Origin of the sequence: Pseudomonas sp. JR33AA (genome assembly GCF_021378985.1) — a bacterium.
GTDB lineage: Bacteria > Pseudomonadota > Gammaproteobacteria > Pseudomonadales > Pseudomonadaceae > Aquipseudomonas > Aquipseudomonas alloputida.
Genome location: NZ_JAJSAW010000004.1, coordinates 380,857 through 396,972, shown reverse-complemented (window position 1 = coordinate 396,972; position 16,116 = coordinate 380,857). Strand labels below are relative to the sequence as shown.

The following is a 16,116-nucleotide window of genomic DNA, read 5'->3' as shown; positions in this document are numbered from 1 at the left end:
TTGGGGTACTACCTCAAAATCTTTGTGGGATTGCAGATTTATTAAGCTGCGTGACTGAGATGTTGCAGGATGTCTCAGTGGCGCGCATCGTAGGCCCTCTGGTTAATAATAATAAATATATTGTTATGATGCTTAGCATCACAGTTCGTTATGAATGCATCTCGCATGAAAGGTAGCACCCCTCCATGAACCTCAAGGCATTGCGCTGCTGTGTCGAAATCGTCCGGCAAGGCAGCTTCACCAAGGCCGCGCAGCACCTGCACATCGCCCAGCCAGCGCTGAGCATGGCCGTTACCCGTCTGGAAGAAGAACTGGGGGTAACCCTGTTCAACCGCACCACACGCAAAGTGCTCCTCACGGCAGAAGGCGAGCAGTTCTTGCCGCGCATTGCCTCTGCCTTGCGAGAAATGGACGTTGCCCGGCAAGAACTGCGCGACATGGCCGACCTGAAGCGTGGCGAAGTGCGCCTGGGTATCCCGCCGATGTTCGGGCTGCACTACGTCCCCGGGTTGATGAACGCCTTTCGCAAGTTGTACCCGGGCATTGCCATGACCGTGTTCGAAGGCAGTGCCGAAGACATTGGCCATCGCCTTGAGCAACGGGAAATCGACCTGGCGCTGCTGGAGTCCCGGCGTGTACCGCCCGACAAGGAGTCGATCCTGCTGGGCAGCGACGAGATGCTGGCGTGCATGCACCCTGATCACCCCTATGCCGGCAAGGCCTGCCTCACCGCCGAAGACCTGCGCAATACCGACATGGTGGTGTTCGATCGCACCTTCGTTCAACGCCATCTTCTGGATGCGTTCTTCGCCGAACATGGCATCACTTACCAGGTGGCGCTGCAGAGCAACTTCGTCTCATTGGTGGTGCAGGCCGCGCTGGACAACATGGGGGTGGCGACCCTGCTGCGCTCGGTGCAGCAACGCACGCCAGGCATCGTCGGCGTGCCGTTCCGGCCAGCGCAGCAGATGAGTTTCCGCTTGTGCTGGCGCTCGGGGGAGTACCTGTCGCTGGCCAGCAAGCGGTTCATCGACTTTGCTGCACAGACGCATTACCTGGAGCGGTGAGGGCCAGTCTTCTGGGCGAGATGAGCAATCACCTGCTGCGCTGCACGCAGCTGCCGTGCCAGGACAACGTCGGGGAAGCCGGGTCGGCGTCCTCGACGTTGCAGCCATCGATTGACTATTATCCCACCTTGAACGTTTCAGCATGTTTCAATAAGGATACAGATGTCAGTCCAGGAACGCCCCCCGCTCCCCAGTAAATCCACCGTCGCCAAGATGGAAGCCGCCATGGCACTGGGCAGCTTCGCCATCGGCACCGGCGAATTCGCCATCATGGGCCTGATGCCCGACATTGCAAGCAATTTGCAGCTGAGTGAACCGCAGGTGGGCCATGCCATCAGCGCGTATGCGCTAGGGGTAATGGTTGGCGCCCCGACACTGGCCATTCTCGGTGCCAAACTGCTGCGCAAGCACATGCTGCTGCTGTTGATGCTGCTGTATGCCGTGGGCAACCTGGCCACTGCCTTTGCCCCCTCGTTCGGTGGCCTGGTCGCATTTCGTTTCATCAGCGGCTTGCCCCACGGCGCCTACTTCGGCATTGCCGCAGTGGTGGCCTCGAGCATGGTGACCAGGGATCAGCGCGCGGGGGCCGTTGCCCGGGTGATGATGGGCCTGACCTTGGCCATGTTGCTCGGCAACCCGGTTGCCACCTTCCTGGGCCAGTACTTCGGCTGGCGTTCGGCATTCGTGCTGGTCGGCGCGATCGCCCTGTGCACCATCGCCCTGGTCTGGCGTTTCGTGCCCCAGCGCCACGACGAAACACGCAGCGACCCGCGCAAGGAACTAAAGGCCTTTGCCCTCCCACAGGTTTGGATGGCGCTGGCTATCGCTTCGATCGGTTTTGCCGGCATGTTCTGCGTGTTCAGCTACCTGGCTCCGACCATGCTGCAAGTGACCCAGGTGTCGCCACAGTGGATTCCGTTCGGTCTCGCGGCCTTCGGCGTGGGCGGTATCGTCGGCAACATCGCGGGCGGCAAACTGTTCGACCGCCTGCAGTTCCGCGCCGTGGGCTTGGTACTGATGTGGTCGGTCGCCGTGCTGCTGTTCTTTACCTTTGCCGCCCAGGCGCTGTGGAGCCTGCTGCTGGGCATCGGCCTGGTGGGCACCATGATTGCTCTGGCGGCGCCGCTGCAAATCCGGTTGATGGATATTGCCCATGAAGCGCCGAGCCTTGCGGCAGCCTCGAACCACGCGGCGTTCAACCTCGCCAATGCACTGGGGCCATGGCTGGGAGGCCTGGCGATCACTGCAGGCATGGGCTGGACCAGTACCGGGTACATCGGCGCCGCGACTGCGCTGGTTGGCCTTGGCATTTACCTGCTGGCGCGGCGGATGAAAGGCGGGCATTGAAGCCGGCAGGGTCATAAAGGGTTACCCTACCCCTTTATGCACCCACCACTGCCGAGTCATGCATGTTCGATTGGGAAGACCTGCGCCATTTCTCCGCCTTCAGTTCGGCCGGCTCGCTGTCGGCCGCTGCTAAGACCCTGGGTGTCGACCACGCCACCGTGGCACGGCGCATCGCCTCGCTCGAAGCTTCGCTCAAGCTCAAGCTGGTCGACCGACGTCCCCGCGCCTATGCCCTCACCCACGAAGGCCAACGTGTCGCGGAACTCGCCGAGCAAATGGCCATGTCCTCTTTTGCCCTGGAGCATTTCGCCAGCGCCGGCCAACAGGCAGTGGAAGGCGAAGTGGTGCTCTCGGCACCACCGGCGCTGCTGGGCAGCATCGTCGCCCGGCGCCTGGGCGAACTGTACCAGCGCTACCCGCAGCTGCGCCTGAAGCTGGTAGGCAGCAAATCCAAGGCTTCCTTGGCCCGCCGCGAGGCTGATATCAGCATCGTCTTGGCCAGGCCGACAGAGCCAACTCTGGTGGTCAGCCTGCTGGGGCACCTGGATTACCGGCTGTACGCCTCGCCCAGTTACCTGGCCAGCGCAACGGTAAGGCGCTACATCGGCTACGACGAGTCCCAGGCCCGTTCCCCACAACAGCAATGGCTCAACCTCCAGGCCGGCAAGCAGCCGTTCGCATTGCGCAGCAACGACCTGCGTATCCAGGCCCAAGCCTGTGCCGGCGGCATCGGCATCGCCTGCCTGCCCGCGTTCATGGCACAGGAACACGGCCTGAAGGAGGCAGGCAGCGCCCAACAGACAATGAGCATCGAAATCTGGCTAGCCGTTCATGAAGACGTACGCGCCACGCCACGGATCAAGGCGGTTACCGACTTCCTTCAGCAACAGGTGCGGCCGCTGCTACGCTTGTGAATTCTTGCAGATGGCGCCTGCATCAATACGGAATTTTCGCCCAAGCCTGCCAGCGTTAGGCTAACTCCATCACTCACCCCTTGAAGGAGACGACGATGCAGTACGTAAAGCTGGGTAGCACTGGGCTGGACATTTCAAGGCTGTGCCTGGGCTGTATGACCTTCGGTGAACCCGACGCCGGCACTCATCCCTGGACCTTGGGCGAAGACGCCAGCCGGCCGATCATTCGCCATGCCGTCGAGCAAGGCATTAACTTCTTTGACACTGCCAACAGCTATTCCGCCGGCACCTCGGAAATCATCCTCGGCAAACTCCTGAGGGAGTTTACCCGCCGCGAAGAAACCGTGATCGCCACCAAGGTGTTCTTCCCTGCCAACATGTGGGAAGGCGACAGCCGGCCCAATGAGCAAGGTTTGTCACGCAAGGCGATCATGGCCAACATCGACGCCAGCCTCAGCCGCCTGGGCACAGACTACGTCGACCTTTACCAAATCCACCGCTGGGACTACCACACCCCCATCGAGGAAACCATGGAAGCCCTGCATGATGTGGTCAAGGCCGGCAAGGCGCGCTACATCGGCGCATCGTCGATGTATGCCTGGCAGTTCGCCAAGGCGCAGCAGGTAGCCGCCAGCCATGGCTGGAGCCGCTTCGTGTCGATGCAGAACTACCTCAACCTGATCTACCGCGAAGAAGAGCGAGAGATGATCCCGCTGTGCCTGGATCAAGGCGTCGGCCTGATGCCCTGGAGCCCGATGGCGCGCGGCCGCCTGACTCGGCCGCATGGGCAGCAGACCGAGCGCACGCGCACCGATGTGTCCGGGCAGTCGTTCTATGAAAAGACTGAGGTGGAGGACGGCCGGGTAATCGATGTGGTCGAGCAGATCGCCAGTGAACGGGGAGTGCCGATGGCCCAGGTTGCGCTGGCCTGGGTGCTGGGCAGGCCCGGCGTTAGCGCCCCTATCGTCGGCGCCTCGAAGCCCGCCCACCTGGACGATGCCCTGGGCGCACTGTCACTGCAACTGAGCGAGGACGAGGTGATGCGCTTGCAGGCCCCTTACGTTCCCCATGCGGTCACCGGCTTCAAGTAGCGTTGGCTTGTGGCAGTTCTTGATGGTGTCAGTCATGACCACCTCGCAATCGGGCACAACCAGAGCGGGGTTTCCCTGGAGGAATACGGTGACGTCGCTGCCGGTTTCGTCGAGCACCTGCTGCGCATGGGCAACCAGGTGCGGGACATGCTCGATTCAGCCACATTCAGCCGTATGGGCAGCGACGACCCGGGGCGACTATTGGTATGGCTCCGTGAGCTGGTCAGCACCGGGGAAACCATTACAATGCGCGGCCCAACCTGAAATATGTTTTCCCCATGAAATCACTGCTTTACGCCGTAACATTATTATTTTCCTTTACCCTCCCCGCCTTGGCCAGCCCGCCGGCCACCTTCACCGAAGCCAAGGTGGTGGCCAAGCAGAAGGTCTACCTGGACCAGGCCAGCAGTGCCATGGGCGACCTGTACTGCGGTTGCAAATGGACCTGGGTGGGCAAGTCTGGCGGACGCATCGATGCCGCCTCGTGTGGCTACCAGACCCGCAAGCAGCAGAACCGCGCCGAACGCACCGAGTGGGAACACATCGTGCCCGCCCATACCTTCGGTAACCAGCGCCAGTGCTGGAAGAACGGAGGCCGTGAGCATTGCGTGGACAACGACCCGGTGTTCCGCGCCATGGAGGCCGACCTGTTCAACCTTTACCCAGCCGTGGGTGAGGTCAACGGTGACCGCAGCAACTTCAACTACGGCATGGTCACTGGCAATGCCGGCGAATACGGCCAATGCACTACCAAGGTCGATTTTGTACAGCGCACCGCCGAACCGCGTGACGAAGTCAAAGGCCTGGTGGCCCGCACCACGTTCTACATGTTCGATCGCTACAAGCTGAGCATGTCGCGCCAACAGCAACAGCTGCTGATGGCCTGGGACAAGCAGCACCCGGTGTCGGCCTGGGAGAAGGAACGCGACCGGCGCATTGCCACAATCATGGGCCATGGCAACCCGTTTGTAAGTGGCGAACGCAAGTGGACTGCCGGCTACAAGCCGGTTGGCAGCGGCCTGGTACAGGTGGCGCCGGTAAAAGCGGCCAGGACAGAGGCCGAACCAAGCCTGGCCAGCGCCGGTTCGGTCGGTGCCGTGCTTGGCAACCGCAACAGCCACGTCTATCACCTGTCAGTCGGCTGCCCGGGCTACAACCAGGTTGCAGCTAAGAACCAGGTTACCTTCGCAAACGAAGGTGAAGCGCAGGCAGCGGGGTATCGCAAGGCAGGCAACTGCCGCTGACCGTTTCAAAGGCTGACGCAGCCCCTGTAGGAACGAGGCCGCGTCAGCCGTTGACCAGGTTTACCGGCCGCTCACCGGCCAGCGCGCTGAGCAGGTTGTCCACCGCGCAACGCGCCATGGCCTGGCGGGTTTCCTCGGTCGCCGAGCCAATATGCGGGGTCGCTACCACGTTATCGAGCTGCAACAGCGGCGAGTCGGGCGGCAGCGGCTCGTGCACGAACACGTCCAACCCCGCGCCGCGAATGCGCCTGGCACGCAGCGCTTCGATCAGCGCCTGCTCATCCACCACACGCCCGCGTGAGATGTTCACCAGAATTGCCTCAGGCTTCATCAACGCGAGTTCTCGTGTGCCTATCAGGCCTTCGGTGCTGGCGCTCAACGGAACCGTCAGGCAAACGAAGTCTGCCTGCTGCAACAAGTCATCCAGGCTGCACTGGCATGCGGCATAGCGTGCTTCCACCTCTGGCTTGGCACGCTGGCTGTGATACAGCACGCGCATGCCAAAGCCAGCGGCCGCGCGCCGGGCCAGGGCCTCGCCAATGCGGCCCATGCCGACGATGCCTAGCGTCTTGCCGTGCACATCACTGCCAAAATGCGCCGGCCCCAGGTTGGCCTGCCAGCGGCCGTCACGCACCCAGTTCGCCAGCTCCACCACCCGCCTGGCGGTAGCCAGGATCAAGGCAAAGCCTGTGTCGGCCGTGGTTTCGGTCAACACGTCAGGCGTGTTGGTGAGCATCACACCCCGCCTGCTGAGCTCAGCAATATCGTAGTTGTCCACGCCTACCGAAACGCTCGACACCACTTCCAGTTGCGGGGCAAGGTCGAGCAGGCTGGCATCCAGGCGCAGGCTGGCCCCCAGCAACCCGTGCGCCCCCGGCAACGCATCGCGCAGGCGGGCCAGGCCATCGGGCTGGGTGGTGTCCACCCAGGTCACCTCGACACGCTCTTGCAGGCGTGCCATCAAGTCGTCGGACAGGCGTTTATACAGGACGATTCGCTTCTTCATTGCAGATTTCCTAATGGTTCATGGCCAGACGCGAGCTATCGCGCTTTGCCCGGCCAGACGTCTGGGAAGTATTGAGTGCAGCGGTAAGCGCCACTGCGGTCAGCAGCGCACCGCACATGAACAGATAAGAGGCGCCGGGCCCGCCCGTAGCGCCATTGAGGTAGCCCACCAGCCACGAACCGCCAAACGAGCCCAGCGCACCCATGCTGTTGATCAGCGCCATTGCGCCGCCTGCGACGTTGGCCGGCAGGATCTCGGGCACGATCGCGAAGAACGGGCCATAGGGTGCGTACATGCAGGCGCCAGCGACCACCAGCAATGCATACGACAGCCAGAAATGCTCGCTGCCCAAGGCGTAAGAGCCATAGAACGCCACAGCGGCAATAAGCAGCGGCGGCCAGACGAAGCGCTTGCGCTTTTGCACGCGGTCGGACGCCCAGGACACGCCCACCATCGCCAGTACCGCCGCCAGGTAGGGCACCGAGGCCAGCCAGCCGGCCTGCACGATATCGACGTTCGCCGCCTGTTTGAGAATCGACGGCAGCCACAGCACGAAGCCATACACGCCAATGCTCCAGCAGAAGTACTGCAGCGCCAGGATGATCACCTGCGGCGAGCGGAACGCCTCGCGGTAGTTCTTCACAGGCTTGATACCCTGCTGCTCGGCAGCCAGCGCCTGCGCCAAGGCGGCTTTTTCCTGCTCGCTCAGCCAAGTCACCTGGGCCGGGCGGTCATCCACCAGGCGCCACCAGAAGAACGCCCATATCACGGCGGGCAAGCCTTCGATGATGAACATCCAGCGCCAGTCGTAATGCTTGATCAGGTAACCGGAAACCACCGACATCCACAGAATGGTCACCGGATTGCCCAGCATCAGGAAGGTATTGGCGCGCGAACGCTCGGCCCGGGTGAACCAATGGCACAGGTACACCAACATGGCCGGCATGACCGCAGCCTCCACCACCCCGAGCAGGAAGCGGATACCGATCAGCATGTAGACGTTGCTGACCATGCCGGTCAGCGTGGCAAGGCCGCCCCACAGGATCAGGCAGACGAAGATGAGCTTCTTCACGCTGCGCTTTTCGGCGTAGATGGCGCCGGGCACCTGGAAGAAGAAGTAACCGAGAAAGAACAGCGCACCCAACAACGAAGACAGCACCGGGGTGATATGCAGGTCTTCGGCCATGCCGGAGGCGGCGGCGAAGCCGTAATTGGCGCGGTCCAGGTACGCCAGGCTGTAGGTGACGAACACAATCGGGATGATGTACCACCAGCGGCGAGGTGCCAGGCTTTGGCTTTGCATGGTTTGTTTCTCCTGAGCTTGTTGTTTTTGTTGCAACAGGTGATTCGGAGTCGGCTCATGCGCTTCTGCGCAGGTCGTAGGCCTCCAGTTCATGGCGCAGCGGCAGCCCTTCCATGTCGCCCCGCGACTGCACGGCACGGCTGCCGCACCAGTTGCCGCGCGCTACCGCCTCGGCTACCGGACGACCCTCCAGTAACGCGCTGAGCACACCGACGGCAAAGGCATCACCTGCACCGACGGTGTCCACCACGCGGCTGACTGGCACGGCGGCTACCTGCCCTTCGCCCTTGGTGCTGCGGAAGTAGGCGCCAGCGTCGCCCAGCTTGATCACCACCAACTCCACCCCTTGGTCCAGGTAGAACGCGGCGATATCGGCCGGGGTGTGCTGACCGGTCAGCAGCCGCCCCTCCTCCAACCCCGGTAAAACCCAGTCGGCCTTGACCGCCAGGGCATTGATTTCACGCACCATGCTGCTTTGATCGGGCCATAGCGAGGGGCGCAGGTTAGGGTCGAACGATAGGCTGCGCCCGGCTGCGCGCATTGCATCCAGCAGCGCGTGGGACAGCGCCCGAGCACTGTCCGACAGCGCCAGCGGAATACCGGTAGCGTGCACGTGGCGCGCCTGCAGCCAAACGGGGCTCAACATCGCAGGTGACAGCCTGCTGGCCGCCGAACCGCGGCGAAAGTACTCCACTGCCGGGTCGCTACCATCATCGCTGCGGGCCTTGAGCTGAAAACCGGTCGGGTAGTTGGCATCCACCTCGACGCCGGAACAGTCCAGGCCTTCACAGCGCAAGCTGTCGAGTACGAAACGGCCCAACGAATCGTCACCTACCCGGCTCAGCCAGCGCACCTTGAACCCCAGCCGCGCCAGGCCGATCGCCACGTTACTGTCGGCGCCGGCGATGCGTTTGCCGAACTGGCGGACACCGGCCAGGTCACCGGCTTGCTCGGCAACGAACATGGCCATGGTCTCGCCGAAACACAGCACGTCATGTTCATGCATGGTCCAGCTCCTGCGCCGCGCCCAGTGCAGAAAGGTGACGCACCTGGGCCCGGGTCAGCGCCAGCAGGTCCTCGCCAACCAGGGGGTACTCGACGGCACGCACCACGCCCGGCGCGAACTCGGCCATCAGCGCTGCCCACGCTTGCAGGTCCGCTGCTTGCGGCGGTATGGCAACCAGGCGGCCATCGGCCCGGCGCTGCACAGCCTTGCAATGCACATAGCGCACCCAGCGGCCTAGCTGTCTTGCAGCTTGCTGTGCAGGCTCGCCCTGCCACTGCCAGTTACCGATATCGAACGTCATGCCCAGGCGCAGCCCAAGCGGGTCGACACGCTGGAAAAACTGCAGCATCGGTTCGATCCTGCCACCTTGTGCGGTCTGATCGTTTTCCACCAGCAACAGAGGCCCATGGGCAGGCAGCAGCGACGCCAGGGCCGTCACATCGCACTGCTCATCGAAGTGCCCCAGGGAAACCTTCAACGCCACCGCGCCAAGCACCCGGGCAGTTTCCAGCTTGCGGACCAGTAGCGGGTCAGGCACGCCTTGCGCGGTCCACAGTTCAAGAGGTGTCGAGTACAGGCACTCCAGGCGCAGTGCGGCGATGACCGCACCGAGTGCAGCCGCGTCCGGTGCACTGGCGAACAACTCTTCGCGCAATTCCACTCGGCTGACGCCAGCGGCCGCCAGCATGTCCAGGAACTGCTCCTGGCCACGCTGCCGCACAAAGTCGGCACCGTAGCTTGAGAGGCTGATGGAAACGGGGTTCGGGTGCATTGTTTTTATCCTTATGAAACCGGTTTCATTTTTAATCGGCACTAGCAGGCGAAGGCCTGCCGTTGCTTACTGGGGTTGGGTTGAACCGCGGATGATGAGGTTGGCCTTGAAGTCGATGCGCCGGGCTGCCTCGCTGTCGCCGCGCAGGCGACCGAGCAGGCTCTCGAATGCCGCCACACCGATACGCTCGGTGGGTTGGGCCAGTGCAGTGATGCCTTTGCCGACCAAGGGGTACCAGTCGAGGTCGTCGAGGGCGATCAGCCCGACATCGGCGAACAGGTTGCACCCGGCCTCGTGCAGGGCCCGGGTCACCGCCAAGGTGGCAACGCCGTTGAAGGTGAAGATGGCTTGCGGGCCATGGCCGCGGCTGGCAAGAAACGTAGCCAGTTGGCCCTGCAGCCCGGCGGTGATTTCCAGCACCTGCTGGCGCATGCCGGGCCGGCGGCTGACCGACGCGCCGAATGCCTGCACCCGCTCCAGGCGTGAGCTGGTTCCATCAAGGGGTTCACTGACCGCCAGGATGTCGCGGTAGCCCTGGGCCTGCAGGTGGTCCAGGGCCTGCTCGATTGCGTCAGCATTGTCCAGGCCGACAAGGTCCACATTCAGCTCGGGCAATTGGCGGTCGACCAGCACCATAGGGATATCACGCCGCAGGTTGAGCAGTTCGCCGGGGTGGTGACCGAGCGTGTTCACGATCAACCCTTCGACGTTGTAGCTCTGCAGGGCCACCAGGTGGTGACGCTCCTGCTCGTCGTCGCGGTTGGTGTTGCACACCACCAGGCTGTAACCATGCTGACGACAGGCGGTTTCTACGCCGTGCATCACGGCCACTGAATAGGGGTTGAGGATATCGGCCACCAGCATGCCGATCAGTCGCGTCTGGCCGCGCTTGAGGCCGCGAGCCATCTGGTTGGGGCGATAGCCGAGGCGTTCGATGACCTCTTCCAGCCGCTTGGCCGTGGCTTCGGCCAGCAATTGGCGGTCGCCACCGATGTAACGGGAGACGGTGGCTTTGGAAACGCCAGCGACACGCGCTACTTCGCTGATGGTGACCCGTTCGCGGGCATGGGCAGGCGCATCGGTCATGGGCTGTCCTTATGATTATTGTGATAGCGATGAAACCGGTTTCAATACAGCAAAACTACGCCGGTTCGTCAACCTGCCGTTGGTCGGCAATGTTAAAAAAATATGATATTCAAGATTAGATAAGCAAATTAAATGGTTGATGCACATACAATTTCAACCAAAAACAAAGCAGGCGCGGGTTCACCCGCGAATGCGTCGGTAGGTACGACATCGCATTCGCGGGTAAACCCGCAGTGGATCAGGGTGCAGCTGGAGAGGTCAGCGAAGCGGCTTAACATCGCCTGCTGTGACGGCGCTGCCATGATTACCCCAGCTGCTTCTGATGAAGTTCACCACCTCGGCCACCTCCTGGTCACTCAGGCGCCAGCCGAATGCCGGCATGGTGAAGTTCGACGGTGCGGTGTGCGTCGCCGGCACCGTCCCCCCCGCCAGCACCACGTGAATCAGCGACGTGGCATCTGCGGTCTGTACCACCGGGTTGCCAGCCAACGCGGGGAACACGCGGGTGTAGCCTTGGCCATCGGTACGGTGGCAGGCCGCGCAGTTGTCGATGTACACCGCCGCCCCGGGTTTGCTGTCATCACCCTTCCACAGCGCATCCGCCACCTGCTTGTCGTAGACGTGCGGCTGGTCATTCGGGTTGCTCGGCGGCAGGGTCTTCAGGTAACGGGCGATTGCGGTAAGGTCGGCGTCACTCATGTGCTGCATGCTGTGTTCGACCACATCGCTCATGCCACCGAATACCGCGCTGCGATCGCTACGCCCGGTCTTCAGAAACTGCACCAGCTGCGCTTCGCTCCAGCTGCCCAGGCCGTCCTTGTGATCGCCACGCAGGTTTTTCGCGATCCAGCCTTCCAGCGGTGCGCTGCCGGCCAGGAACTGCTCGCCCTCTGCAGGGCTCAGCGCCTTTTCCTGCATGGTCAGCGCCCGCGGCGTATGGCAGGCGCCACAATGCCCAAGCCCCTCGACCAGGTAAGCGCCACGGTTCACCACCGGGTCGGCTGCGGCCGATGCCTGCCAAGGCTTGGCCTCTGGCGCGAACAGGCCGCGCCAGATTGCCAGCGGCCAACGCATGCTCAACGGCCAGGGAATGTCAGTGGCCTGGTTCGCCTGCTCGACCGGCTCCACACCCTTCATGAAGTAGGTGTACAGCGCCTGCATGTCCTGCTCGCTGACCCGCGCATACGACGGGTATGGCATGGCCGGGTACAAGGTGCTGCCATCCTTGCCAATGCCCTTGCGTACCGCCTGGTCGAAGTCTTCGAAGCTGTAATTGCCGATACCGCTGGCCGCCGGGGTGATGTTGGTGGAGTACACCGTGCCGATTGGCGTTTCCATCGGCAGGCCGCCGGCAAAGGCCTTGCCGCCCTTGGCGGTGTGGCAGGCCACACAATCACCGGCGCGGGCCAGGTACTCGCCCTGGCGCACCTGCGCATCGTCATTCGCCACGGCCTGTAAGGCCGTAGTGGCACCGATCAGCAGGGTTGCGATCAACATTGTCTTCATGCTCATCGCTCCTCAGGCCTGGACCAACGGACCGGGGTTTTTCAGGTAATGCTCACGGATGGCGCGGGCCGACCAGTAGGTGAGCGCGGCCACCAGCCCGGTCGGGTTGTAACCCAGCCCCTGCGGGAACGCCGAAGCCCCCGGAACGAACACGTTGTGTACGTCCCAGCTTTGCAGGTAGCGGTTCAGTGCACTGGTCTTGGGATCGGTGCCCATGATCGCCCCACCGTTCAGGTGGGTGGTCTGGTAACTGGCTGTGTTGAAGTGGTCCTTGACCTGCTTGCCCAGCACGGCAATGGCCTTGGGGTTCATCGCTTGGGCGATCTTGCTCAGCTTGTCGACCATGAACTGGTTCATCTTGATGTCGTTTTCCTGCCAGTCGAACGTCATGCGCAGCAGCGGCTGACCGTAGGTATCGCGGTAGGTGGGGTCCAGGTCGAGGTAATTGCCACGGTAGGACTGGTGGGCGCCGTGGGCGTCCATCGACACCTGGTGGGTGTAGTAGTCGGCCGTGGCTTTCTTCCAGGCACTGCCCCAGGCCGGCGTGCCCGGCGGGTTGGAGGTACCGGCAATCGGCCGGCTGCCGGCCTGGTTCACCCACATTGGCGAACCGCCGACGAAGCCGTACGGGCCATGGTCGAAGTTGTCGGCGTTGAAATCGTCGATGGCAATGCCATTGCCACCCGCGCCGATGAAGTTGTTGGTGTAGGTGTTTTTGTCGAAGAACGCCTTGACCGTTCCCATGTTCTGGTAGGCGAAGTTACGCCCGACCACACCTTCGTTCTTGACGGGGTCGTAAGGCTTACCGATGCCGGAAAGCAGCATCAGGCGCACGTTGTTGAACTGGAACGCCGCCAGGATCACCAGCTCCGCCGGCTGCTCCACCTCGCGTCCCTGCGCATCGATGTAGGTCACGCCAGTGGCCTTGCGCTTGCTGTCGTCCAGGTTTACCCGCAGCACATGGGCATTGGGCCGCAACTCGAAGTTGGGCACCTGGCGCAGCGCCGGCAGGATATTCACGTTGGGCGAGGCCTTGGAGTACATGTAACACACGTAGCCGCTGCAGAAGCCGCAGAAGTTGCACGGCCCCATCTGCGCCCCGTAGGGGTTGGTGTATGGCCCTGAGGTGTTGGCCGACGGCAGGTTGTAGGGTTTATAGCCCAGGCTGGTGGCAGCCTTTTCGAACAGCCTTGCCGATACAACGTTCTTCTGCGCGGGCAGCGGGAACGGGTTGGAACGGTCCGGCGCGTAGGGATTGCCGCCCTTCCCTTCACCCACCACCTGGCCGTTGACGGTCCAGGCCTGGCCTGAGGTGCCGAAGACCTTTTCGGCAAAGTCAAAATAGGGTTCCAGCTCTTCGTAACTGACGCCGAAGTCCTGGATGGTCATGCCCTCAGGGATGAACTTGCGCCCGTAGCGCTCTTCGTAGTGGCTGCGCAGACGCAACTCGACCGGGTCGACCCGGAAGTGAACGCCCGACCAGTGCAGGCCTGCGCCGCCAACGCCCTTACCCGGCAGGAAGGCACCGAGCTGGCGATTGGGCAGTGCCACGTCCTTCACGCTGTGGCGTACAGTGACGGTTTCTTTCGACACATCGACGAACAGCTTCTTGCGCACACTGTAGGTCAGCTCATCGATTACCTGCGGGTAGCTGCCTTCGGGGTAGGTATCCTGCATCGGCCCCCGCTCCAGGGCTACCACGTGCAGCCCGGCCTCGGTCAGCTCTTTGGCCATGATCGCACCGGCCCAGCCGAAGCCGACGATCACCGCATCCACTTTGTTCAACACAGTCGCCATGCCTCAGGCCCTCTCACCACGGATCGACACAGCCGGGAACGGGTAAGGCTCATTGCGCTCGACCCAGTCCATGAAGTCGGCGCGGGCGCCGGGGAAGCCGATCTGCGTCCAGCCGACCATGCCTTTGTTGCCGCCATGAATCGGGTCGCAGAAGAACCCTTCGCGCGTGTTTTGCACCAGCAGGCTGAAGAACACGTTCGCCGGAACGGTTTCGAGAACCACCTCTCCTGCCTCTAACTTGCTGAGAATGCGGTCCCGGGTAGCGCTATCTTGCGCAGCAAAAACCTGTCCGCTATTGGCCTTGCACCAGCCGTCCACGGCAGCGATGCCCAGGCGGTAGATTTGTTGCGGGCTGAGCTGCAGCTGGTAGCCCAACTCAGGCGGCGCGTCGGCGTTGAACGGCCCTTGCATGTACCACTGAGCGCCCGTCGCGTAGGGCGTGTTCATTTGCCGGTCGATAAATTCGGCGGCCCCCGCTTCAAGTGCCCCTGGGCCAAGCTCATCGGCTGGGATAATGCGCGACACGGCAGCTTGTACAAAAGCCCACTCTTCGGCGCTGAAGAATGTCGGTTGGTAGTTGCCAGCAGGCGGCGTGGCCGGCGCTTTCGGTTGCGGTTGCGGTTGCGGGGCCGCAAGCAGCTGGCTGGCGCCCACGCCAAGCCCTGTGCTGGCCACTGTAACGGCAGGGATCAGGGTCAAGGTCTTGCGCAGAAAATCCCTGCGCGGGTTGTCTGGGGCATGCTCAGGCATTGCGAATCCTCATCGGCTGTGGGGGGTGGCCTTGATAAGCGCCATCTGATTTTCAATTGAACGGTGATCTTGATAGGCCACCCAGAAGACAGCCGAATAATCTAGCGCGTTCAGGAATGTTTTGAAACCGGTTTCATGCTCGATTCCGACCACATGAAGCCCGCTTACAACACCTGTGCGAAGCATCATTTTTTGACAGAAAGCACTTACCAACAACTTTTAGCGATACGTCCTACAGCACATCAGGAGGTTTCGATCTGCCACCAACGTTGACTCCTCGATAGTCTTCAAACTTTCGCAACGGCTTGCGCCCGACCGCATGGATGCAGGGGGCCAGCGCGAATGTTTGATCTGCCAAGAGACGAGGATCAAGGATGCCCAAAGAGTCCAACCACACTGGCAAACCAGTGCCTGCCCCCCAAAAACCAATCCTGCTTGAAGACATAAACGAAACCCCAGCGCCTCCTGCCGGCAGGGGTCCTGAATACGCAACCGATCTACCCGGCTACCCGGCCGACCCGGACTTTCAGCTACGCGGCGGCTACGACAACCTCATGCTCGATGCGGCAAGCCAGCTGTTCGGCCTGGTCATTCGCCTGCGCACGCTGGATGACCTGCCCAACATCCAGTTCGTGCACAAAACCGTGCAAACGCAGGTCAGTACTATCCGCGAAGAAATGCGACAGCACGGCTATTGCTCGGTCCACCAGGAAGTCTATTCCTACGCCCTGTGCCTGCACCTGGACGAGGCCGTGATGACCCGCCCCTGGGGCCAGAACTCGTGCTGGAGCCACGAACCGCTGCTGAGCATCTTCCACGACGAAACCCAGGGCGGCGAAAAGATCTTCGTGCTGCTCGAGCGCATCATGCAATCGCCAAAGGAATTCCAGGATGTGCTGGAGTTCCTGTACTTCTGCTTTTGCCTGGGCCTGCAAGGCAAGTACGCCCTTGACCCCAAGGGCGATGAAATCCTCAGCGCGCTGATCAGCAGGATGCACAAGGTCATTCGCCAACTGCGTGGCCCCACGCCGCAAACAGTGAGCGACCCCTATAGCAACGTCGTCCATTGCCCGCATCGTATGCGCCGGTGGCAGTGGCCCTGGTGGACCCCGCTGGTCATCTCGGCCATCGCCATGGTCTGCGCCTATAGCTACTACAGCTACCGCCTCGACCTGCTAACGGCCGAAGTTCTCGAATCGCTCAATGCCATTTTGCAGCAATAGCCAG

The 16,116-nt window shown here is 62.2% G+C and carries 14 protein-coding genes and 1 pseudogene; 7 read left to right on the top strand and 8 right to left on the bottom strand.

The window, feature by feature from the left end; genetic code table 11:
• The first annotated feature begins 185 nt into the window (after positions 1-185).
• From LVS58_RS09915 to LVS58_RS09890, 6 genes and pseudogenes are all read left to right on the top strand, one after another.
• A complete protein-coding gene (locus LVS58_RS09915; protein WP_233690925.1) occupies positions 186-1,067 on the top strand; it encodes a LysR family transcriptional regulator in 882 nt (293 codons plus the stop codon).
• Between the two features lie 162 nt (positions 1,068-1,229).
• Positions 1,230-2,414: an MFS transporter gene (locus LVS58_RS09910; RefSeq protein ID WP_233690924.1), complete on the top strand. Its 1,185-nt coding sequence runs from the start codon at positions 1,230-1,232 to the stop codon at positions 2,412-2,414.
• 62 nt (positions 2,415-2,476) lie between these two features.
• Positions 2,477-3,328: a LysR family transcriptional regulator gene (locus tag LVS58_RS09905; protein WP_233690923.1), complete on the top strand. Its 852-nt coding sequence runs from the start codon at positions 2,477-2,479 to the stop codon at positions 3,326-3,328.
• Between the two features lie 95 nt (positions 3,329-3,423).
• Positions 3,424-4,419, top strand: coding sequence for an aldo/keto reductase (locus LVS58_RS09900; RefSeq protein WP_233690922.1), 996 nt, complete (start codon positions 3,424-3,426; stop codon positions 4,417-4,419).
• Positions 4,420-4,440: 21 nt separating this feature from the next.
• Positions 4,441-4,683 (top strand): annotated as a pseudogene (locus tag LVS58_RS09895) (hypothetical protein); the annotation flags it as partial.
• Positions 4,684-4,697: 14 nt separating this feature from the next.
• Positions 4,698-5,663: an endonuclease gene (locus LVS58_RS09890; RefSeq protein WP_233690921.1), complete on the top strand. Its 966-nt coding sequence runs from the start codon at positions 4,698-4,700 to the stop codon at positions 5,661-5,663.
• Positions 5,664-5,706: 43 nt separating this feature from the next.
• Here LVS58_RS09890 and LVS58_RS09885 read toward each other — a convergent pair whose 3' ends face one another.
• From LVS58_RS09885 to LVS58_RS09850, 8 genes are all read right to left on the bottom strand, one after another.
• Complete coding sequence (locus LVS58_RS09885) at positions 5,707-6,669, bottom strand: 2-hydroxyacid dehydrogenase (protein ID WP_233690920.1); 963 nt, start codon at positions 6,667-6,669, stop codon at positions 5,707-5,709.
• 10 nt (positions 6,670-6,679) lie between these two features.
• Entirely contained in the window at positions 6,680-7,972 is a 1,293-nt protein-coding gene (locus LVS58_RS09880) for an MFS transporter (protein WP_233690919.1), read from the bottom strand.
• Between the two features lie 55 nt (positions 7,973-8,027).
• Positions 8,028-8,978, bottom strand: a complete 951-nt coding sequence (locus tag LVS58_RS09875) for a sugar kinase (RefSeq protein WP_233690918.1) — start codon at positions 8,976-8,978, stop codon at positions 8,028-8,030.
• Positions 8,971-9,750: a sugar phosphate isomerase/epimerase family protein gene (locus LVS58_RS09870; protein WP_233690917.1), complete on the bottom strand. Its 780-nt coding sequence runs from the start codon at positions 9,748-9,750 to the stop codon at positions 8,971-8,973. The genes LVS58_RS09875 and LVS58_RS09870 overlap by 8 nt, the downstream gene beginning before the upstream one ends.
• A 66-nt stretch (positions 9,751-9,816) precedes the next feature.
• Positions 9,817-10,836, bottom strand: a complete 1,020-nt coding sequence (ptxS, locus tag LVS58_RS09865; protein ID WP_233690916.1) for a transcriptional regulator PtxS — start codon at positions 10,834-10,836, stop codon at positions 9,817-9,819.
• Between the two features lie 258 nt (positions 10,837-11,094).
• On the bottom strand, positions 11,095-12,342 hold the full coding sequence (locus LVS58_RS09860; RefSeq protein WP_233690915.1) for a cytochrome c: 1,248 nt from the start codon (positions 12,340-12,342) through the stop codon (positions 11,095-11,097).
• A 12-nt stretch (positions 12,343-12,354) separates the two neighbouring features.
• Entirely contained in the window at positions 12,355-14,139 is a 1,785-nt protein-coding gene (locus tag LVS58_RS09855; RefSeq protein ID WP_233690914.1) for a GMC family oxidoreductase, read from the bottom strand.
• 3 nt (positions 14,140-14,142) lie between these two features.
• Positions 14,143-14,889 (bottom strand): gluconate 2-dehydrogenase subunit 3 family protein, encoded by a 747-nt coding sequence (locus LVS58_RS09850; RefSeq protein ID WP_233690913.1) that lies wholly within the window; start codon positions 14,887-14,889, stop codon positions 14,143-14,145.
• 374 nt (positions 14,890-15,263) lie between these two features.
• On the opposite strand from LVS58_RS09850, the gene icmH reads away from it, so the two are divergent.
• Positions 15,264-16,112 carry a type IVB secretion system protein IcmH/DotU gene (gene icmH, locus LVS58_RS09845; RefSeq protein ID WP_233690912.1) on the top strand — a complete coding sequence of 283 codons (849 nt, stop codon included), beginning with the start codon at positions 15,264-15,266 and terminating at the stop codon, positions 16,110-16,112.
• Positions 16,113-16,116: the final 4 nt, after the last annotated feature.